The following is a 20,315-nucleotide window of genomic DNA, read 5'->3' on the forward strand; positions in this document are numbered from 1 at the left end:
TACTGCCGTTCGCAGCGGCAAAATGATATCAGTGAACGTCCGCTGACAGGCGAGTTCGGCGGCCACCCTTCCTGATGAAGTCGTCAGGAAGGACGAAAAACCGCCTGTACTTTCGTTACCTTAAGCCGTAGTCGACACCAGGCTTCCAACCGTTTGCATATGCGAGTTTCCCTTGAGGTTATCCGCGAGCGTTCCCCCTCCATCTCAGCCACCTGTAAGGCACGGAAAGTTTTCGTCCAAAAATTGCCGTCCTTTCAACGTGCTACTTCGTTGACGTCGATTCGAAAATGTGCCGGCAATGTATTTCATCGATTGCTTTCTGGTACCGATTGACACGCTTTTGACGAATTTGACGCTTGGTCGCCGGACGCGCGGAGTAGCGACATCTTCGATAATCCCGCCCTATGGGCTGATCTCCAAGGCTGTGCTCTCGGCGCTCGGCATCGCTTCGTCTTGTAACCATTCGTGAATGGCACACTCCATCGCGCCGCGTCGGCTCGAGCTCGCGTGTTGATGCGCGCGGTGAAATCGTGCGCTCGGACCGCACGCCACTTCGGTAACCGCTGACCTACAATATAACCATGGTCGCGACCTAATAAGGAGGCTGCCATGACCCAGTCTATGATCTACTTCGTTGTTGGCTTGGCGGTCTTCCTGGTCGCCGGGTTCATGGTGGCGCAACGTTACAGGCGCGATCACCCCGCAGAGGGAATGGCCCAGTGGCTTGACTCGCACCATATGGGTTGGCTGCACCGACACAAACATTGATGCGGCATTGCAAAATGAAATGCCCCGCAATCCAGCGGGGCTTCGTGCGATATGTCGCAGCTCGCGATCAGCGGCCGTGGTTTTCACAGCGGTGATACCCTTCCTCCTTGTCGCACTTCCGCGACCCGCGCGCGACAATCATCATCGTTCACAGCCATCTTTGCTGGGGTGGCACTTATGTCACGATATGAGCCGCACTTCGATTTCGGTCGCGATTCGAGCAGGGCGCGCACCAATCACCGGCCCCGTCACGAGCAGAGTACGGAGCGTGAAGATGAGAGGCTTCAACGTGCCCGACACCCGCCTCAAACGCTTTGAAAGAGTGGCCTGGGCACGGACCTCGCGTTCCTTCTCGACACTCTCGCTCGTCTTGTTGATCTTCACACCGGGGCTGTCATCCACCGTTGCCGCCGAGGAGCGCATCATGACCCTGACCCTAACCTCACAAGCCTTCCGGCAGAACGGCGAGATTCCCGCGCAGCATACCTGCCAGGGCGCCGACGTATCGCCGCCGCTCGCGTGGTCCGGCGTGCCCGCGAACACAAAAAGCCTGGTGCTGATAGTCGACGACCCTGACGCGCCGGACCCGGCCGCGCCAAAAATGACCTGGGTACATTGGGTGCTCTACAACATCCCGCCGACGGCAACCCGCCTGCCCGATGGCGCTGCTGCGCAGGCTTTGCCGGGCGGTACGCTCGAAGGCACCAATGACTTCAAGCGTGCCGCTTACGGCGGCCCGTGTCCGCCCGTCGGACGCCACCGCTATTTCCACAAGCTATATGCGCTCGACACCGTACTGCCTGATTTGAAGGGTCCGAGTAAGGCGGCGCTTGAAAAGGCTATGCAGGGGCACGTACTAATGCACGCGGAACTGATCGGCACCTATCAGAAGCGATGAGCGATGCGTTGTTGTATGGATTGGGATTGAAGACGAATAAATCCTGCGACTTCCTACGACGGAAAAACCATCCTTGTATGCTGCCATCCGCTCAGTTCCTCTCGGACCCGTTATCCGAAGAATTTGTTGAGATGCCGCACTGTTTCTTCCGGTTGCTCATCTGGAATCCAGTGCCCAGTATTGGGTAGCCTTAACACTGTCGCGTCAGGGGCAGCCGTGCCAAGGAAAGCGGCGAGGAAGTCGTAGCTGATGCCGCCTAGCCCGAGCACCGGGATAGTCAGCGGCGCATAGCCGCCAGCATCAGCGATGTCAGTTGCAAAGGAGGAAAACCAGCTGTTGGCTGCGCGCAGCGCATCCGGGCTGTCGTAAGCTGCCGTATAGACGGCGCGGTCGTGCGCGGTGATTACTGTCTTATCGGCTGCCAGGTAGTCGAACAGCCAATCCTGCACGATGCCATAGCGGCCCGCGAACACTCGTTCTGACAGCCCGGGAATCTGGTTGAAAGCAAACCACCACGGGTGTACCGCACGCGCCGGATTCTCCAGATCGTAGGTGCCCGGCGCCGGAAGCAGTGGGATCTGCTCGAATACCGCGAAGGGATGCGGCGTGTCCATCATCACCAGCTTACGCGTCGCCTCTGGGTAATTGGCGGCAAAACTGTAGGCCACCATCGCGCCGACATCGTTGCCGACGATATTCACCGCACGTAGGCCAAGCTGGAATACGAGGGCGTGGATGTCGGACGCCATCGTCTTCTTGTCGTAGCCGCCGGCGGGTTTGTCCGAGCCGCCCATGCCGCGAAAATCGACGGCAAACACGCGATAGCGTTCCGCGAGCCGCGGCAATACTCGCCTGAACTGCCACCAGGTCTGCGGCCAGCTCGGCAACAGAATCAACGGTTCGCCGGTGCCACCTTCCACATAGTGCAGGCGGATACCGTTGACTTCGGCGTAAACGTTCTTGAAACCAGGCAGCGTTGCGACGAGGTCGGCGTCACTGACCGGCCCGAGTGATGAAGAAGGCATGTGATCTTCCTAGAACATTGTGTTGGCATTGTTGGAAGAGGCTGGGACTGGCTGCAGCACGTCCCAGTGCTCGACGACCTTGCCGTCGGCATCGAAGCGGAAGATGTCGACTCCTGCGGTTTCCTGACCGCCCCAGTCCAGATAGCGCACATGTACAAAAGCCAGATCGCCGTCGACGGCAACGCGCTTGATCTCACAAGGTATGCGCCCCGCCTGCTTGATGTAGCCCATGATTCCGTCGACCCCATTCGGGAAAAGCGGGTTGTGTTGGATGTATGGCCCGGAAACGAGACCTGGCAGCAGGTCGGCTTGACCCTGGTTGAAGACTTGACCGTAGATGGTGTCGATCGCGTGTTGGATGAGATCTCTTGTCATGACTTGGCTCCTGATTTGTCCGCCCCATCATTGAAACAACCTTTCGGAAGATAAACCATGCGCATGAGGCGCGATAACATAGCAATTCGTCTCATTTTCCCAAGATGCAGTCATGGACGCATTGAACAGTTGGTTGAAAGCAGTTCGCGCCAACGGCCTGGTGCTGGTGCGTACACGCGTGGCAGGCCCGTGGGGGTTTGCCGTACAACCTCGCGACGCGGTGGTGTTCCATTTCGTGGCAGAAGGACGCGCCTTCGTGCGCCAACCCGACACGGAAAGCATGGAATTGCGGGCTGGCGAACTGGTCCTGTTTCCGCGTGGTGACGCGCACGAAGTGGTACATTCGGCGCGAGGAAAAGCCATGCCGTTGGAAGCGTTCCTGGCCAGGCGCGACGGCGTCGTCGATCGTGACCCCAAAGCCGTCACGCTGATCTGTGGTCAGTTCAACATGGATCTGCAACTGGCACTTCCCGCCTTGCGGGCGCTACCGCAAGCCGTGTCGCTGCGCGCGGGTACAGAACCGGGATGTTCCCCGCTGAGCGACACCCTGCGCATGCTCCGTAACGAAGTGGAGACGCCTAACTTCGGCAACCAGATCGTAGTGCGCAACCTGCTTTCGTCTTTGTTCATTTACTTCATGCGCGATTGGGCAGACGCTACGTTTCCCGCAGCCAACGACTGGTTTTCGGCCGTGCGGTCGCCACACATGGCGCGGGCTCTCGCGCGCATGCATGAGGCACCCGAACGTGCATGGACACTGGAAGAACTCGCCCAGGAAGCCGGTTTGTCGCGGGCTGCTTTCGCCCGTAACTTCAGCGCCTCGGTGGGGGAGCCACCACATAGTTATCTGACGCGCTGGCGAATGGGCGTTGCCGCGCAGTTGCTTCAGGAAACCAGTCTGCGACTCACTGAGATCGCATCGCGTGTCGGGTATCGGTCGGAGTTCTCATTCAGCCGCGCCTTCAAGTCTGCCCGCGGCGTCTCGCCAATTCAGTACCGCCGCGAAGCGTCGAATCGCGCGGGACCGTTGCGGATGTAAGACTACTTGCTGCGAGATTTAGCAGATCAGCGACGCCATCGTGGCGCACTAGGATCACGTAAATGACGGTTGTCAGGGATCGGAATATTTACTGATCCCCTCCTTGTCTCATGCTTCTCGCCGACAGCCATTACCGTTAGAGCTTCAAGATAGCTGTTCACTTGTCGGGTGTAGGCCTCGCGCGTGCTGTCGCCGCTGCGGGCGACATCCGCCGTCATGGTCGCGACACGACTGGCTGCCAATGTATCCCAGTGCCGACTGCTCAGGTAGCCGAGGGTATTGTTCGCTCACTTGACACCGGGCCCGCTAATGGGTGTCAACGATCTACCCAGCGTTGCCGAAGGGCAGATATCGGCCGGCTACTGCGTGAGGCGGAACTACCCGGCAGCGGACGTTCGTGGGCAATGCGGCGTCGCGACGACCGCCCGCTTTGGCCGATGACGGGACCGTCGAACGAGCAGTCAACAAAGATTGCGTGTGCCTACTACGGTGAGAGTTGCTTGCCTCCGGCGATTTTTTCCAGAGCATATTTCCGCCTGTTTCCATGAGGTCTTCGGCCGGTCCTTAAGCCTAGGGAAACTTTTGTGTCGCAACGGCGCAAAGGGCTGGCACCTAGGGCCGCGCTGGAATAGCCACTCTCACGACTGCCATTTCGTTGACGACGCGGTCCTTTTGGTCAAGCAAGCGGCTGCATATCCCTGCCCACACAAGAATTCAAGAAAGAACATTTACATAGATCAAAAAATCGAAATATCGAGATTTTCTGGCACCCCCAAAAATCCGAGAAAATCATTTTCTCGAATTAAACAGAAATCATCCCTTAGACAGTCAAATTTAACATGACGCAACAAATCCGACTTTAGTAAAACTAAACACGGAATTCAAATCAAATCGTTTGTGCACCAACACCGCCGACGCTACTCTACCCTGCAACGATCTCCGGCAAACATCGCGCTTTAAAACTGATTTTGCCACCCACTTCATTTCATGCATTCGACAGAGGAAATTCAGAATGAGTTTGGCGCACATCGAATCTCGACCAGGCAAGATATCCGAAGTTCAGCTCGGAGAATCCGATATTTCGATCGAACAATTCATTGCCGTAGCCAGACATGGCGCACAGATAAAGTTTTCCCCCGTCTATCGCGAGCGCGTGTTGAATTCGCGCCGCCTGGTCGATCTTTTTTTGAGCCAAAACCGGCTTGTCTATGGCGTGACGTCTGGCTTTGGCGCAAATTCGACACGCGTCATCAGCCCGAACGACGCCGAGCAGCTTCAGCGAAATATCGTGCGCTCCCATGCCGTCTCGGTCGGCGAACCGCTGCCTCGCGAAGTTGTCCGAGCTACGCTCCTGATGATGCTGATCAGCCTGGGCAAGGGTTATTCCGGCGTAAGCCTCGAATTGCTCCAGCAAATCGCCGGGCTGCTGAACAACGACATTACGCCGTTCGCGCCGGGCGACGGATCGGTCGGTTATCTCGCGCCCGAGGCACATATGGCGCTCGTGCTGATCGGGGAAGGAGAAGCTTTCTGCCACGGTGAGCGCATGAGCGGCGCCGAAGCATTGGAGCGAGCGGGGCTGAAGCCGCACTCCCTGCGCTGCAAGGAGGGGCTTGCGCTCACCAACGGCACCACGTCAGTAACCGCGATCGGGATGCTGGCGCTTTACAACGCGCTCGAGCTTTCGAAGGTTGCGGACATTGCCGCATCGATGTCCCTGCAGCCGCTCAAGGCAACCACGCGCTCACTGGATGCCCGGTATCACTCCGTCAAGAAACATGTCGATCAGAGGAACACGGCCGACAACATCCGGCGGCTGCTGGCCGGAAGTGCGCTATGCGATCGCTTTGCCGATTACCGACTGCAGGACGCCTACAGCCTTCGCGGCATTGCTCAGGTACATGGGGCGTCCAAGCGGGCGATCAGGGACGCGTACGACGCGATTCTCGATGAAGTGGGGTCGTGCGGCGACAACCCTGTCATCCATCCCGACGGCGAGGATGGTACCGCGATATCCGGTGCCAACTTCGACGGTACGTTCGTCGGCATCGCGTGCGATCTCCTCTGCATCGCCATGACCGCGCTCGCGAAGATCTCGGAGCGCAGGACGGACCGTCTCGTCAACCCGTACTTCAGCGAACTGCCCGCGTTCCTCGCGAAGGATCCCGGGCTGAACAGCGGTTACATGATCATTCAGTACACGGCGGCCGGATTGCTGGGCGAGATGCGCACCCTTGCTCAACCAGCAAGCGTCGACAGCGTGCCGACAAGCGGCAACCAGGAAGACCCCGTGAGCTTCGCCTATCACGCGGCACGAAAAGCCTACGCAACTTCGCAGAAGTTGCAGCACGTGCTGGCGATCGAGCTGCTCACCGCCGCCCAGGCGCTGGACTTCTTCGATCCAGCCGACGCATCACCCGCAACCGCGGCGGTGTACGCGCGAATTCGACAGATTGCCCCGACTGCAGAAGACGATCGTTTTTTCTATCCGGACATGATGGGAGTCCACCGGCTCGTCGAACAGGGCGACTTGCTGAGCATCGTGGAAAACATCGCCGGCACATTGCACAGCTGAAGGCGGTAGCGCCCGCAATGCCGCGGGGTGTGGCGATCCGACTATTTCCGATCCAAGCACAACCTTGATCCGACACTATGGAGGTGTAATGTGAATACAATTTCCACAAAAGTCCTGAAGGCTTCTCTCGCCACCTTTCTCGGCGTGCTGGCACTGGCAGGAAACGGCGCTCAGGCAAAGGAATGGAAGACCGTGAAGGTTGCCCTGGAAGGCAGTTATGCTCCGTGGAATCTGACCTTACCGAGCGGAAAAATCTCGGGATTCGAACCGGAATTGATCGACAATCTGTGCAAGCGGGTCAACCTGCAATGCGAAACAGTCGCCCAGGACTTTGACGGCCTCATTACCGGTCTGCAGGCCGGCAAATTCGATGTTGTGATGGATGCCCTTGCAATCACACCAGAACGTCAGCAGGTCATTGCCTTCTCCAGGCCCTACGCTGCAACGCCGGCCGCATTCGCGGCGGTAGATGGGCATGGATTGGCGAACCCGACAGGAAAAACCTCTTTCCTCAAGCTGACTGGCGACCCCAAAGTCGACGGACCCATGATCGCCCCGCTGCGCGACCAATTGAAAGGGAAATCGATCGGCATTCAATCCGGCACGGTGTACACCAAGTTCATCACCGACAACTTCAAGGACATCACTTCCGTACGCCTCTACAAGACCTCGGCCGAACGTGACCTCGACCTGGTCAACGGACGCGTCGACATGGCCTTCGACGACGTAACCTATTACGCCGGAATCGCCGACAACAAAGAGACCGCTCGAATCCGGATCGCCGGGCCAACGATCGGTGGCGCGGTTTGGGGGCCGGGAGAAGGTCTTGGGTTTCGCAAACAGGATACGGATCTGAAAGCAAAATTTGACGCAGCCATCACGGAAGCACTAGCAGACGGTACCGTGACGCGGTTGTCGGAAAAATGGTTCAAGACCGATGTGAAGCCGTAAGCGTGCAGCATTGCATGACGCCGTTGCTCGTCGAGGCGGAGATCAGTCTTTGCTAGACTGGCTTCACGATGGCATTTGCCAGGTCAACGACATGAACCGCCTTCCTCCTCTTCGAGCCTTGCAGATATTCGATGCCGTCATTCGTTACGGGGGCGTCGTGGCCGCCGCAGAGGCGCTTCACGTGACGCCCGGTGCGATTAGTCAGCAGATTCGCGTCCTTGAAGACTTTCTCGGGGTCGCGCTTTTCGAGCGGGAAAACACGGGCCTGCGACCGACCCCTCTCTGCGAGCTGTACCACTCGCACATCTCCCGGGGGTTCGAGTGCTTTCATAGCGCCCAGGCGGCGCTCAAGGCGCAGACAGGGCGCCGACTCACCCTGATGACATTTCCGTCAGTCGCGACCCATTGGCTTGCCTCCAGATTGGACACGTGGCACACCATCTGCCCTCACGTGCAGGTCCATGTCGAGGTCGTCGACCACGAAACCAGTATCGGCGCGAGAAGTGCCGACGTCCGGCTAACGTATGGGGCACTTCCGAATGACGGAACGCCCTATCACGTCGTCTTTACGGACAGGGTTGCACCCGTGTTTGCACCCTCGCTGGTGCAGGCGGAAAAACCAATCTCGCAACCGGCGGATATCTTGCGCTACCCGCTGATTCACGTCGAGTGGGGATGGGCAAACTTGTCACCACCAACTTGGGGACACTGGCTGCATGCGGTTGGCGTGCCTCTGCCCGAGGTGTTGGCGCCACTCACTTACTCCGTTTCCGGCATGGCAATCGATGCGGCCATTCGGGGAAGAGGCATTTCGTTGGGACAGGGCTTTTTTGCCATTGATAGCATCAAGCGACACGAACTTGTCGCGCCGTTCAAGGCCGCCCTACCCATGCCGTTCCCATACTTCATTTGCTGGAAGCGAACTGCGGCAGACTCCCCTGCAACCAGGCAATTTCTCGACTGGCTGATTGAGGAAGCCGAGCAGACGGGACGCGACATAAAAGCCATTTTTGGCGGCTGAAGCTACTTTTCATTTCCGACGATGACCTGCCTGGACCAGGCAACGGAACGTGTCGCGCGTCTATTGAAGACGTCCGCTGACCACCCATGCTGCCCACACCGGGCTTCTCATCTAGGTTTGACCGAAACAAAGCTGCGTGCGTTGTTGCGCTGTATGAGCACCGCTATCTCCTTGCCTGCCTTTGCTTCCAGCGCCGCCACGTCCGCTTGCGTTTCGACCAGCGTGCCATTAAGCGAAAGGACGATATCGCCGGGCTGGATGCCAGCGCTTGCCGCCGGCCCCTCGACCCCGTCCACCATGAGACCTACGGCAAGGCCGCGGGCGCGCAGCTCGTCCCGACTCAGCGGATGCATGATCAAGCCGAGGCGATCCGTCGCGCCACCTTCGCTTGGTCGAGTCTGGGGGCTTTCCGCGGACGCGCCGATCATGACCGTCGTCGTCATCGGTCTTCGATTGCGGATCAGCTTGAGTGTGGTTTTCGTCCCGGGCAGCAGATCAGTAGCAGCCTGGTCGAGTTCGGCCGAGCGATCAATCGTCTTGTCGCCGATCTGTATGATGACGTCACCTGGCTTGAGGCCGCTCGAGGCGGCCGGTGTGCCGGGCGTGACGGAATTGACCAGCGCACCTGCCGGTCGCGGCAGGCCGAAGGCCACCGCCAACCCGGGGCCGACGTCCTGTACCTCCACGCCAAGGCCGCCCGGAGATGTCGCGTGCAGGGCTAGCACCTGCGATCGCACCTTGGCCGTCAGGTTGATCGGGATGGCGAAGGTCAGGCTGGGGTACCGGTCTGAGTCCACATAAATCTGCACGTCGATGCCGATCACCTCGCCTGCACGGTTGAACAGTGGGCCACCCGAATTGTCCGGATTGGCGGAAACATCGGTTTGAAAAAACGGAAAACTGCTTCCGTCCGGGAGCGTCCGAGAGGTGGCGCTGACAATGCCGGCGGTCACGGTATTCTCGAAGCTGTCGGGCGATCCGATCGTCAGCACCTGCTCGCCGACGCGTACCCGCGACGAGTCCCCAAGTTTGACGGTCGGAAGCTTCGTGGCATCGACCTGAATGACCGCGACGTCGCTCTGCGTGTCGACCGCCAGGACCTTCGCTTTGAATTCGCGTCGATCGGTCAGTCTGACCGTCACTTCGGCGGCTTGATCCACCACATGAGCGGTAGTCAGAATGAGGCCGTCGGGGCTGACAATGAAGCCGGAGCCGGTACCCGTGATGGCACGTGGTGGACTGTCTTGAGCTGCCTGCGATCGCGGCACCACGCGCTTGACGAACGCCAGAAGGGGATCGTCAGAATCGATTGCCGCGGGAGCCGTCAGCGACGGTTGCGGCTCCAGGGCAGTCGCGCTGATATTCACGACGGCGGGTCCGTATCGCTCTACGATGGTCGGGAAGTCGACCGGTGCTGAAGCGTTGGCCGATGAAACCCGCTTTTCCTTCGCAGGCAGCGGAGCCGCGCCCGCGGCGTTCGCCGTCGGCTGCAGGCAAGGATAGCAAGAGATAAACACAGCTATCACGGCCGCGTGGAACACGATGCGAGCAAGAGTCCGGTCAAACACAGTGCGCCTCCGTAGCGGGTGTTATGCCCGCGCCGGGTGCGTGAAGCGCCGGTGCGAAAAGCGTGACCCTCGCCTACCATGATTTATAGCGGAGCAACGGGAAAATTCCAGATAGCGCTATTCCTGGGGTACGGATACGGCAATGATCGACGAGGTATGCTGCACGGCGGGTGCCAACAACCTGAGGCGGGAGCACGTCAATGGTCGCGCTTGCTAAAAGCATAGGCAAAAACAGGCCACGCAAACTGGGACTGATGTTAGCCATCCTGGTCGTGTGCTGGCTATGCCATGGCCTGCTCGCGTTGGGGGCGGACGATGCTTCGAGCTTGCGCGACAAATACCAGAGCTTGACGCAACAGCTCAAACATAACCAGTTCCAGCGTCCGCTGTATCTTGAATCGGCAGAGTCACCGTCCGCGCTCAAGGGCGACATTTACGCCGTGGTGGACTACCCATTCGCTACAGTCAGCGGCGTGCTCAACGACCCCGCACACGGCCCTGCCAACTGGTGCGATGTGCTGATACTGCACCTTAATACCAAGTATTGCCATGCCTCGACCGGCAGCAACGGCGACATGGTGAGCGTGAATATAGGCAGAAAAGTCGAACAGAAACTCGCGGACACCTACCGCGTGCAATTCCATTACCGCGCAGCAGCCACGAGCCCAGAATACTTCCAGGTGGACCTCAACGCCGACAGCGGTCCGCTGAGCACAAAGGACTACCGTATCGCGCTCGAAGCGGTAGGCATAAGTGGCAACCGGACCTTTCTGCACCTGACCTACTCGTACAGCTACGGCATGGCGGGGCGCATCGCCATGAAAACCTATCTGGCGACCATTGGCAGCGACAAGGTCGGTTTTACCTCCGCCGGCGGTCCGTCCTCCGAACAGACTGAATACATAGGCGGGGTTCGCGGCCTGGTGGAACGCAATACTATGCGCTACTACCTGGCGATAGACGCTTATCTTGGCGCGCTGTCCAGCACCCCTGACAAGCGTCTGGAGCAACGTCTTACTAACTGGTTTGATGCAACTGAACAGTATCCGCGACAACTGCACGAAGTGGGTCGGCAGGAATATATCCAGATGAAATACAAGGAATACGAGCGCCAGCAGACGGAACAATAGGCAGGTGGCACCCCAGTGCCGCCACGGCACGCATCCGGCTTCCGTCAGAATAGTGGCCGGTTCGTAGATGCTCGAGCGCGGCTGGGTACTGCTTCGGGACATGAAAGCTTGCAAACCGTAAGAATTCATGCGCTTGCCGAATCCGCCCGAGGTACTCTACGGATCAGGCACCCGCCTTATCCTGGGCTTCGTCCATGCACGCCAAAGCAACTGCGTCCACGCATCCGGGCATGCCCGTGTTCCAGACGAACGGTGACTGGCATTCCTTCGGTAACGCGGCGATCGCCTTGAACTGGACCGTCAGGCACCAGCATCTGGCCGGTTTCGCCCTGACTGACCGCGTGCACGTACGCACGCTGCCGGTGACTGCGCCATTTGCACTATCGCTGGCCGACGGTCGCACACTGGGCATTGCCGACCTGAAGCTGCTTGCGCCGCTGCGCGAAGAAACGCTGAGCGCAAATCCCAATGCGTCTCGACTGGCCGAACGGATTGCGGGCAGACGCGTGCACGCCATCCTCGGTGACGAACAGGGTTGCCTGCGGGTGGAGTGGAGCGTGGAGCAACGCGAAAGCTCGCAGTACTTGCGCTTGCAGGTGGCAATTACCGCGATCAGCAAGGACGAGCACATTGCCACCGTTTCGCTGTTGGAGACGCAGGCGTCCGGTGCGCAAACCAGCGGCGAGTTCAAGGGAACACCTGTGGTCGCGGGCAATGTCTACCTCGGTTTCGAGCTTCCGCTGTCGGAAAACCAGGTACGCGGCGACACCGTCAGGTTCATCCTGCCGCGGGCCTTGCCGCTGGAAAAGGGCAAGACCAGTGTCTTCTCGGCGGTGGCGGGTGTAGTTCGCGAGGGCCAGCTACGCCGCGATTTCGCGGCCTATCTAGAACGCGAACGAGCCCATCCGTACCGCCCGTTCCTGCACTACAACTGCTGGTATGACATCGGGTACCTCACGCCGTACACGCAGCAGCAAGCGCTCGAACGCATCGACGACATCGGCCGCGAGTTGCACGACAAGCGCGGCGTTCAGCTCGACTCCTTCCTGTTCGACGACGGCTGGGACGACTACAGCGGCAGTTGGCATTTCGGCAAGGATTTTCCGCATGGATTCGTGCCGCTGCGCGACGCCGCCGCCCGGTACGGCGCGGCGCCCGGCGTGTGGCTGTCACCGTGGGGCGGCTATGGCTCGACGCGGCAGGCGCGCGTGACGCGGGGCCGCGCCGCCGGATACGAGATCATCGATGGTTGCTTCGCGCTGTCCGGGCCGAAATTCTATCGGCGCTTCCATGAGGCCGTGATGGAACTGCTCACGCAGCACGGTATCAATCAGTTCAAATTCGACGGCGCCGGCAATGTCGACAAGGTGGTCCCGGACAGCCGCTTCAGCAGCGACTGGGACGCGGCGATCCAGCTGATCGAGGACATCCGCGAGACCAGGCCCGATACCTTCATCAACCTCACCGTCGGCACCTATCCATCGCCGTTCTGGCTTCGCTACGCCGACTCGATCTGGCGCGGCGGCAAGGATGACGACCTGGCCGGCGTAGGCAGCAGCCGCGAACGCTGGATTACCTATCGCGACGCACAGACCTACCGCAACGTCGTAGTCACGAGTCCGCTGTTTCCGCTCAACTCATTGATGCTCCACGGCATCATCTACGCGCAGTACAACGATCGGTTGAACACTGCTCAAGGCCAGGACTTCGCACATGAAGTGCATTCGTACTTCGGCAGCGGCGCACAACTGCAGGAGCTGTACATCACGCCGTCGCTGCTGAGCGACGGCGACTGGGACGTTCTCGCCGAGTCTGCCAGGTGGGCCCGGGCGAACGCCGACGTGCTGTGCGACAACCACTGGATTGGCGGTGCGCCGGACGGGCTCGAGGTGTACGGCTGGGCTGCATGGTCGCCGGTCAAGGCGATCATCACGCTGCGCAATCCCGACAGCCAGGCGAAGCGCTTCGTGCTCGAATTGCGGCGGCAATTGGAGTTGCCGGCCGGCGCGGTGGGACGATTCCAGACGCGCAGCTTATGGCACGGCCATGCCTCGCATGTTCCATCGGTGCTGGACGCGGACCGGCCGCAGACCATCCATCTCTCGCCTTTCGAAGTGCTCACTTTGGAGCTGGTGCCGGCCGGTGGCGAAGGGTAATCGAGGTGGCCGTGGATTTCCCGGCGTTGGCTTCCGGCGGCTTCTTTACGATAGCGTGCGCGCCAGTTCAACCGGTTTGGCTTCAATCTGATGGAGATCGAAGATGATGATCTCGTTGTCACCCTGCCGCAGCCAGAGTGCTGGACAATACAGACGCTTTTGCGGGCCGATATTCCAGTAACGGCCGAGATTGTGCCCGTTGACCCGGACCACGCCTTTGGTCCAGCCACTCATGTCGATATAGGTATCGCCGACTTTATCCAACGGCAAGGTGGCTTTGAAGAACAGTCCGGCCTTGCGTGGGTTCGCACAGACGGCACGCAGGCTAGCGATAAACGCGGTATCCATCGGCAACAGGAAGACTTCCCAGCCGGTGAGCGTGTCGCTCGAGCCTCCCGCATCCTGCAGCGTGACCGGTTCGAGAATACCTTTGCGGTCGATCATCGCGTGGTCGTAATTAACACGCCCCATGCCCTCCACGAGAATCTCCAGCGATACGGCACCGTCCAGCGACGACGACGACGGTAACGCAAGCGGCGCGTGGTGCGTCACATTCAGCGGCTGCGCGCGGTGCTCTGGCATGCGCGCTCTCGACACCCCGCCTGCATATTGCTCGCCGACGAAAACGGTCGCGTAATCGTGAACATCCTTGATATCCAGAACACCGCCGCGGTAGCCCTGCAGCTTCTTGCGGTACAGCGCGAAACCGAACGCCTGCCCAAGCATCTCGAACGGCTGTGGGTGGACGGTTTGTGCAGCCGGGAGCGCGGCAGGCAGATTGTCCCAAATGGACGCGTAAAGATCCGGCATCAAGGCCTGACTTCCTCTGCGCCTGATCGTCGGGACAGGTTTGGGTATATCGGGCAACGGCGTCGATATATAGCGGGCGATAACGGACCGGTACTTCATGTACTTCGACGTCGCTACGCCTTGCTCGCTGATGGGTGCTGCGTAGTCGTAGCTGGTAATGTCGGGTTGATATTCGCCGGAATCGGCATCCACGTTCGCGCCGGCATAGAAGCCGAAGCTGGTGCCGCCGTGAATGACATAGAGATTGAACGACAGCTTCAGTTGCATGAGCGCGTCTAGCGTGCCGGAGATATCGACGGCCGTACCTTTGAGCGTCTCGTCGCCCCAATGGGTGAGCCACCCTGGATACACTTCGCCGGCCATTGCCGGAACGGCCGGAAATTCCCGCCGGACGGCCGCGATTTGCGCTGCATCGCCATTGCTCAATGCAATCGCGCCGCCGGTGACGTTCGTGCGATTCCGTTCAAGCTGCCTGATGCCGTCTTCGGTATAGAACGGCCCCTGTATCCCTTCCTGAAGCCAGAGCTGCCGTATCTCTTCGAGGTAAGCCGGGTTGCTGGCGTACGAGCCGAACTCATTCTCGATCTGAATCATCAGGATCGGTCCACCGTTACTCACCAGCAGTGGTTCGATGCGCGGGCTCAGCGCCCTGATGTAGCGAGCTACCGCCGACATGTAGCGAGGATCGTTAGCGGAGCCGGTCCTGAGCTGGATGTCCGGATAACTCAACAGGTACGACGGAATGCCGCCCAGATCCCATTCGCCGCAGATATAGGGACCCGGCCGCAGCAACACCCACATCCCTTCCTGCTGGCACAGTCGAATGAATGCTTCGATGTTGCGGTTCCCTGTGCGGAAATCGAAAACGCCTGGACTCGTTTCGTGGTAATTCCACATGACGTAGAGGGCGATGCAGTTCATCCCCATGGCCTTGGCCATCAGGATGCGATGCTGCCAGTATTCGGCGGGGATGCGGGCGGGATGCATCTCCCCGCTGCGGATCTGGAAAGGCTCGCCGTCGAGCAGGAAGCTTTCGCCGTCCTGACTGAAAGAAAAAGTATGTCCGCTGTCGACTGCTGGGGCTGGGATGTCGACTGCGGACGTTCCGGTCAGACTGCTGTTCGGCCCAGGCAGACAACCATCGCCTGTGACACTACGCTCTTGCGAACGGCTGCTATGGACAAGGTTGAATGACTTTTTCGACCCATGCATGAAGCACCACCTTGCCGAGCCGCTGCGTTGGTGCGGCTACCCCACACTACGCTTCGGCCAGAATCTGCTGGATGACTTGCTCGAAGGTTTCCACGGGTTGTCCGCCGCTCACCAGATAGCGACCGTTAAAGATGATCGCCGGCACTGACTGGATACCCGCCGCCTGGTATTCCCGTTCTTCCGCACGAACCTCATCGGCATAGTCGCCGCCGCGCAGTACCTCACGTGCTTCCACGGCGTCGAGCCCGACCGATTGGGCCGCTTCGACCAGAACTTCGTGATCGCTTGGGTCTTTACCCTCGGAATGATAAGCCCGCAGCAACGCCAGTTTGAGCGGCAACTGCGTGCCTTTGATGCCGGCCCAATGCATCAGGCGGTGCGCGTCGAAGGTGTTATAGACGCGCGTACGCGGGCCGAAGGCAAAACCAACGCTCGCCCCGCGCTCCCGGATCATGGCTTGCGTTTCGGTGATCTGTGCCGGCGTGCGTCCGTATTTTTTGCCGAGATAGTCGACAATGGCCTCGCCGTCCGGCCCCATGTGCGGATTCAATTCGAAGGGATGGACGACTATTTGAGCGTCGACCGCTTCGCCCAGGCGCGATAGCGCAAGCTGCAGCGACGACAGGCCGATCGCACACCATGGGCATGCGATATCGGATACGAAATCGATTGTTAGCTGTTGTGTCATTGCTTTCCTGACGGGAATAACCTGTGGCTTGGCCAGCTCGGTACGACGCAAATGCGGCCGATAGGGTAGCCTAGCCTGAATTGTCAATTTTTGCAGGACCGCATTCCGGACGTCATCCAAAGCTTCGCTTTTACGTTACGGTAAGAGCATCTCGATGTCGCCGGCCTTCGCCGGGATCGACATGGGCTTTGAGGTCCGGCTTTGAGCCATACCTCCCGTTCATGCCTGCGCGATAACGGAAAATCAGCGGCGACCGCTTTCGAGCAAACCGAACAGGTGCGATCGACGCGAAGCGGACCGGCAGCATCCGCTTCGCGCACATCTTTGGACTTGTCGCGTCCGGTGGTTTCTGAGCGAGCTTGCCGATTATCGGCGAACCCAATTCGAATGGCACAATTCCGATTCGGCGGATACTCTCAAGCGACACCGCCGTGTCAACAATACGGGTATCAGGCATGCAGCAGAAAATCCATGGGATTACCGCACTCACGTTGCTGGTGGGGCTTGCCATACTGGCTGTCGTTTCAGTCGGCTTGCCTTACCCCGTAGTCAATGCATTACTTTTTATTGCGCTGTTCGGGTTGCTCGCCTCTGTGCAGACGCCCACCACACGACCACTCCTGCTTGCTTTCAGCGGCTTCGTCATCATCCGGTACGTCGCGTGGCGCTTCGAGTCGTTCCCGATCCATGGCGGCCTGCCCACAAAGATCGCCGCCGCCGCACTGCTGCTGGCCGAACTCTATTGCATGGGAGTCGTTCTGCTCGGTTATTTCGTCAGTGTCCGGCCGCTAGAGCGTCAGCCGCTGCCGCTGCCCTCCGATCCTGACGCGCTTCCGATGGTCGACGTCTTCATTCCGACCTACTCGGAGCCAATCTCGGTCGTTGCCCCAACGGTGTATGGCGCAGTCGAACTCGACTATCCGAAAAACCGCTTCCGCGTCTACGTGCTCGACGACGGTTTTCCTCGATCAAAAAGCGCGAAAAACCTCGAGCAGCGGCAGGCACTCGCCGAACGCGCCGCACAGTTGAAGGCGCTATGCGCAAGGCATGGCGCCATCTATCTGACTCGCGAATCGAACGCGCACGCAAAGAGCGGCAATCTGAACGCAGCGATGCAAGGCACGTCAGGCGAACTGATCGCCATCCTGGATGCGGATCACGTGCCGACGCGAGACTTCCTGCGTTCAACCGTCGGTTTTTTCATGCATGACTCGAAGGCTGCATTGGTGCAGACGCCGCATTTCTTTACCAACCCGGACCCCCTCGAGAAAAACCTCGGTCTGTTCAACCAGATGCCGGCTGAGAACGACCTGTTCTACCGTGTCGTTCAGCCGGGGTTGGACACGTGGAATACGTCGTTTTTCTGCGGCTCCGGCGCAATCGTCCGGCGCGCCGCCATCGTGGAAGTCGGCGGATTCTCGACGGACTCCATTACCGAAGACGCCTCGACTTCCGTCAAGCTGCATCAGCGAGGCTGGCGTTCGGTATATTTCGGCCGGCCGATGGTCGCGGGTCTGCAGCCTGAAACGATTTCGGGCTTTCTCGTTCAGCGCATCCGCTGGGGCGTCGGCATGATGCAGATTCTCATGAAGCAGAATCCGTGGTTGATTCGGGGGCTGACGCTTGCTCAGCGGTTCTGCTATTTTTCGGTCGGCCTTTTCTGGTTTTTTCCGTTCGCCCGCCTCGTCACTTTCCTGATGCCGATTCTCGGCATCGTGTTCAAGCTGCCGTTGTACCCGGGCGGGACGGACAACCTCGTCGGCTACACGCTTCCCTATCTCTTCGTCGTGCTTTTAACGGCTGAGCGGCTGAACGGACGCTTCCGGCGGATCTTTTCCTCCGAACTCTATGAAACGCTCCAGGCGTTTTACATGCTGCCTGCCCTCGTATCGGCCCTCGTGCGCCCCAACGCTCCGACGTTCAGCGTCACGCCAAAGGGAGAGTTGAACGAGACAGACTTCATCAGCGAATTCCGTCTGCCGTTCTACGGAATGTTTGTCTGTTGTGCGATCGGCCTCGTTTGGGGCATCGTCCGGATGGTTCACGAACCCGCGGCGCGCCCCGTCCTTACCGCGGCTGTGCTGTGGATCACCTTCAATCTGTTTCTGAGCTTCGGCGCCCTCGGCGCGCTGTTCGAGAAAGCGCAGCGCCGCGCGAGGCCGCGCATCGATATCGACGAGCCGATCACCGTCGTCGGCCAGTTCGGCGAACAGGAGGTACTGCTCCTCGACGCCAATGAACTGGGTTTGCGGGTCCGCGTTCCAGACGGCACGGTACTGGATCGATTCGAAGTCAGGTTCCGGCAACATTTGCTGGCGGCGCACGTCATTGCACCCGTCAATGCGGCGGATCACGAATATGCCGCGCTCTACGCACCCCGGTCGCCGGAAGAAGAGCGGGCCGCCGTCATCCTCGCTTATGGCGACAGTGACCGTTGGATGCGCCAGTGGAAGCGGCGAGAGGCATCGGCAAACTTCGTCAAGTCCCTGTTGGGCATGCTCGCCGCCTCGCTCAGAGGCGCCCATGCCCATGCGCGCCACGTCGGTCGCAAAGGCTTTCATGGCTAAGTGGCTCGTTCGCACTCTTGCCGCGTGCCTGCTGAGCCTGGCCACGCTGTCCGCAACCGCGCAGACGGTGACACGGCCCTTTTCCGCGCTCCGCCCAACCGGCGGCGCAGCCGCTGCCGCTCATGCGCTCGTCGTCGAACTCTCCCCTCGCGAAGCACTGAGCGGGGTGCATCTCCGTCTTGCGTCAGCCGCCGCGCTGCCGGCGGGGGCCAGATACCTGGTCTGGGTGAATGGCGCACCGGTGGCAGAGGTCGACGCGAACGAGGCCGAGCAGACCCTTGCGCTCTCGCCGAACGCCTTCGTGCCCGGCACCAACAGCATCCAACTGGCGCTCATGCCGCGCGCGGCGGCGATCAGCGCAGAGACCGCGCTCGCCAATCTTGCGCCCATCGACGACGCGCGGTCCTCAGTGTCGCTGGACTTCGCCGGACTGCGTGCCGACACGGCACCGACATTGGCGCAGCTTCCGGTCGCATTCGACAGGAGGGCTTGGATGCCGCGCACCGTGACCGTCGAGCTGGGCGGCGACTCGACATCGCCGGAGCAACTGCGGGCGGCGGCACTCGCGGTGGAAGGCATCGAAGCGCGCATGCGGCAGGTCGATGTGACGGCAGCCTATCAGGGCGAAAGCGCGATCGTCGCGCGGGAAAGCGACCCGGCTTCGTGGATGATTGCTCCGGAGGCCGCGCTCGCTGGCGACATACTGCTCGTCGGCACCCGCAAAGCGCTCGCGGACCTATTGCCGGCGTCGGTGGCACGCGCCATCACGGGCCCGTTTCTCGGCCTCTATTCCGCCAACCAGGGCAAGTCCGTCGTTGTCGTGCTCTCGGGCATCAACGATGCCGATTGCGTGCATGCTGCGCAGGCGTTCGCCGATACGGCCATGGTTTTCCCGGCTCGCAGCGCGATCGTGCTCGGTGAAGCTACGGCCATTCACGCGCCGCAAACGCATCGCGCCGTTTCGCTGGGGCAGAAGGACCCGGCGCTCGTGCGCGCCGCCCTGAATTTCGCTGCGATCCGTGTCCGGGCAACAGGCGCGCTCACAGACTTTACGTTCACGTTCTCCAGTGACGGCACGAACGCCGATCTCTTTTTCGGTCGGGACGCCGCGCTCTCCGCGCACTTGCGTCGCCAGTTGCCTGTCTATCCAACTTTGCAACCGGGGCAAGCGGTGTCCCTCCCGGGCAGTTCCGGCGTGCAACGGTTCATCGCCGTGCTCGGCAACGGCAATGCGTCGGTGGCCAGTGCCGTCGAAATGTTGCGCCAGCCGGCCACGTGGTCGCTCTTTACCCGGGGGCCGACGCTTTTCGACACGGCCGCAAAGTCGGCTGTACCGCTTACGGTCGCGAGGCGCTCGCCCGTCGCCACGCTTCGGCTGCTGCTGGACGACCTCAGGGTGTTCTGGTCCGTGTTTGTCGCACTGCTCGTCCTTTTACCTATCTTCCTGAACGTCACGTTGAAGGCACAGGTGGCGAAACGGCTTGGCGCCGGTAACCATTCGTCCTCTTCTGGTACGCCTCCGAAGCAATAAA

General features: G+C 60.0%; 17 protein-coding genes. 10 read left to right on the top strand and 7 right to left on the bottom strand.

Annotated features, from left to right (window positions below; all coding sequences use genetic code 11):
- Nucleotides 1–609: 609 nt before the first annotated feature.
- Nucleotides 610–768, top strand: a complete 159-nt coding sequence (locus tag WN982_RS33630) for a hypothetical protein (protein ID WP_341316329.1) — start codon at nucleotides 610–612, stop codon at nucleotides 766–768.
- A 180-nt stretch (nucleotides 769–948) separates the two neighbouring features.
- Here WN982_RS33630 and WN982_RS33635 read toward each other — a convergent pair whose 3' ends face one another.
- Complete coding sequence (locus WN982_RS33635) at nucleotides 949–1,194, bottom strand: hypothetical protein (protein WP_341316330.1); 246 nt, start codon at nucleotides 1,192–1,194, stop codon at nucleotides 949–951.
- Here WN982_RS33635 and WN982_RS33640 point away from each other — a divergent pair.
- Complete coding sequence (locus WN982_RS33640; RefSeq protein WP_341316331.1) at nucleotides 1,193–1,666, top strand: YbhB/YbcL family Raf kinase inhibitor-like protein; 474 nt, start codon at nucleotides 1,193–1,195, stop codon at nucleotides 1,664–1,666. The two genes, WN982_RS33635 and WN982_RS33640, sit on opposite strands and share 2 nt — an antisense overlap.
- A 110-nt stretch (nucleotides 1,667–1,776) precedes the next feature.
- Here WN982_RS33640 and WN982_RS33645 read toward each other — a convergent pair whose 3' ends face one another.
- Together WN982_RS33645 and WN982_RS33650 are read right to left on the bottom strand one after the other, a co-directional pair.
- Nucleotides 1,777–2,691, bottom strand: a complete 915-nt coding sequence (locus tag WN982_RS33645) for an alpha/beta hydrolase (RefSeq protein ID WP_341316332.1) — start codon at nucleotides 2,689–2,691, stop codon at nucleotides 1,777–1,779.
- A gap of 9 nt (nucleotides 2,692–2,700) precedes the next feature.
- Nucleotides 2,701–3,066 (bottom strand): nuclear transport factor 2 family protein, encoded by a 366-nt coding sequence (locus tag WN982_RS33650; protein ID WP_341316333.1) that lies wholly within the window; start codon nucleotides 3,064–3,066, stop codon nucleotides 2,701–2,703.
- 112 nt (nucleotides 3,067–3,178) lie between these two features.
- Between WN982_RS33650 and WN982_RS33655 the strand changes: the two genes are divergently transcribed.
- The 4 genes from WN982_RS33655 (at nucleotide 3,179) to WN982_RS33670 (ending at nucleotide 8,652) form a co-directional block, all read left to right on the top strand.
- Entirely contained in the window at nucleotides 3,179–4,105 is a 927-nt protein-coding gene (locus WN982_RS33655) for an AraC family transcriptional regulator (protein WP_341316334.1), read from the top strand.
- Between the two features lie 1,012 nt (nucleotides 4,106–5,117).
- The gene (gene hutH / locus WN982_RS33660) at nucleotides 5,118–6,680 is read left to right on the top strand and encodes a histidine ammonia-lyase (protein ID WP_341316335.1); all 1,563 of its coding nucleotides are present in this window, start codon (nucleotides 5,118–5,120) and stop codon (nucleotides 6,678–6,680) included.
- A gap of 114 nt (nucleotides 6,681–6,794) precedes the next feature.
- Entirely contained in the window at nucleotides 6,795–7,631 is an 837-nt protein-coding gene (locus WN982_RS33665) for a transporter substrate-binding domain-containing protein (RefSeq protein ID WP_341319502.1), read from the top strand.
- Nucleotides 7,632–7,722: 91 nt separating this feature from the next.
- Nucleotides 7,723–8,652, top strand: coding sequence for a LysR substrate-binding domain-containing protein (locus tag WN982_RS33670; RefSeq protein WP_341316336.1), 930 nt, complete (start codon nucleotides 7,723–7,725; stop codon nucleotides 8,650–8,652).
- Nucleotides 8,653–8,759: 107 nt separating this feature from the next.
- On the opposite strand, the gene WN982_RS33675 is transcribed toward WN982_RS33670, so the two are convergent.
- Nucleotides 8,760–10,169, bottom strand: a complete 1,410-nt coding sequence (locus WN982_RS33675) for a trypsin-like peptidase domain-containing protein (RefSeq protein ID WP_341319503.1) — start codon at nucleotides 10,167–10,169, stop codon at nucleotides 8,760–8,762.
- A 305-nt stretch (nucleotides 10,170–10,474) separates the two neighbouring features.
- Here WN982_RS33675 and WN982_RS33680 point away from each other — a divergent pair, with 305 nt between their 5' ends.
- Nucleotides 10,475–11,350, top strand: coding sequence for a hypothetical protein (locus WN982_RS33680; RefSeq protein WP_341319504.1), 876 nt, complete (start codon nucleotides 10,475–10,477; stop codon nucleotides 11,348–11,350).
- Between the two features lie 194 nt (nucleotides 11,351–11,544).
- The gene (locus tag WN982_RS33685) at nucleotides 11,545–13,506 is read left to right on the top strand and encodes an enterotoxin (protein WP_341316337.1); all 1,962 of its coding nucleotides are present in this window, start codon (nucleotides 11,545–11,547) and stop codon (nucleotides 13,504–13,506) included.
- A 45-nt stretch (nucleotides 13,507–13,551) separates the two neighbouring features.
- Here the strand turns inward: WN982_RS33685 and WN982_RS33690 are convergent, their stop codons facing one another.
- From WN982_RS33690 to WN982_RS33700, 3 genes are all read right to left on the bottom strand, one after another.
- Nucleotides 13,552–15,528, bottom strand: coding sequence for a beta-galactosidase (locus WN982_RS33690; RefSeq protein WP_341316338.1), 1,977 nt, complete (start codon nucleotides 15,526–15,528; stop codon nucleotides 13,552–13,554).
- A gap of 46 nt (nucleotides 15,529–15,574) precedes the next feature.
- On the bottom strand, nucleotides 15,575–16,216 hold the full coding sequence (locus tag WN982_RS33695; RefSeq protein ID WP_341316339.1) for a DsbA family oxidoreductase: 642 nt from the start codon (nucleotides 16,214–16,216) through the stop codon (nucleotides 15,575–15,577).
- 130 nt (nucleotides 16,217–16,346) lie between these two features.
- Nucleotides 16,347–16,673 carry a hypothetical protein gene (locus WN982_RS33700; RefSeq protein ID WP_341316340.1) on the bottom strand — a complete coding sequence of 109 codons (327 nt, stop codon included), beginning with the start codon at nucleotides 16,671–16,673 and terminating at the stop codon, nucleotides 16,347–16,349.
- Between WN982_RS33700 and bcsA the strand changes: the two genes are divergently transcribed.
- Together bcsA and WN982_RS33710 are read left to right on the top strand one after the other, a co-directional pair.
- Nucleotides 16,672–18,783 carry a UDP-forming cellulose synthase catalytic subunit gene (bcsA, locus tag WN982_RS33705; RefSeq protein ID WP_341316341.1) on the top strand — a complete coding sequence of 704 codons (2,112 nt, stop codon included), beginning with the start codon at nucleotides 16,672–16,674 and terminating at the stop codon, nucleotides 18,781–18,783. The two genes, WN982_RS33700 and bcsA, sit on opposite strands and share 2 nt — an antisense overlap.
- Entirely contained in the window at nucleotides 18,776–20,314 is a 1,539-nt protein-coding gene (locus WN982_RS33710) for a hypothetical protein (RefSeq protein WP_341316342.1), read from the top strand. The genes bcsA and WN982_RS33710 overlap by 8 nt, the downstream gene beginning before the upstream one ends.
- Nucleotide 20,315: the final 1 nt, after the last annotated feature.

Source organism: Paraburkholderia sp. IMGN_8, assembly GCF_038050405.1.
Taxonomy (GTDB): domain Bacteria; phylum Pseudomonadota; class Gammaproteobacteria; order Burkholderiales; family Burkholderiaceae; genus Paraburkholderia.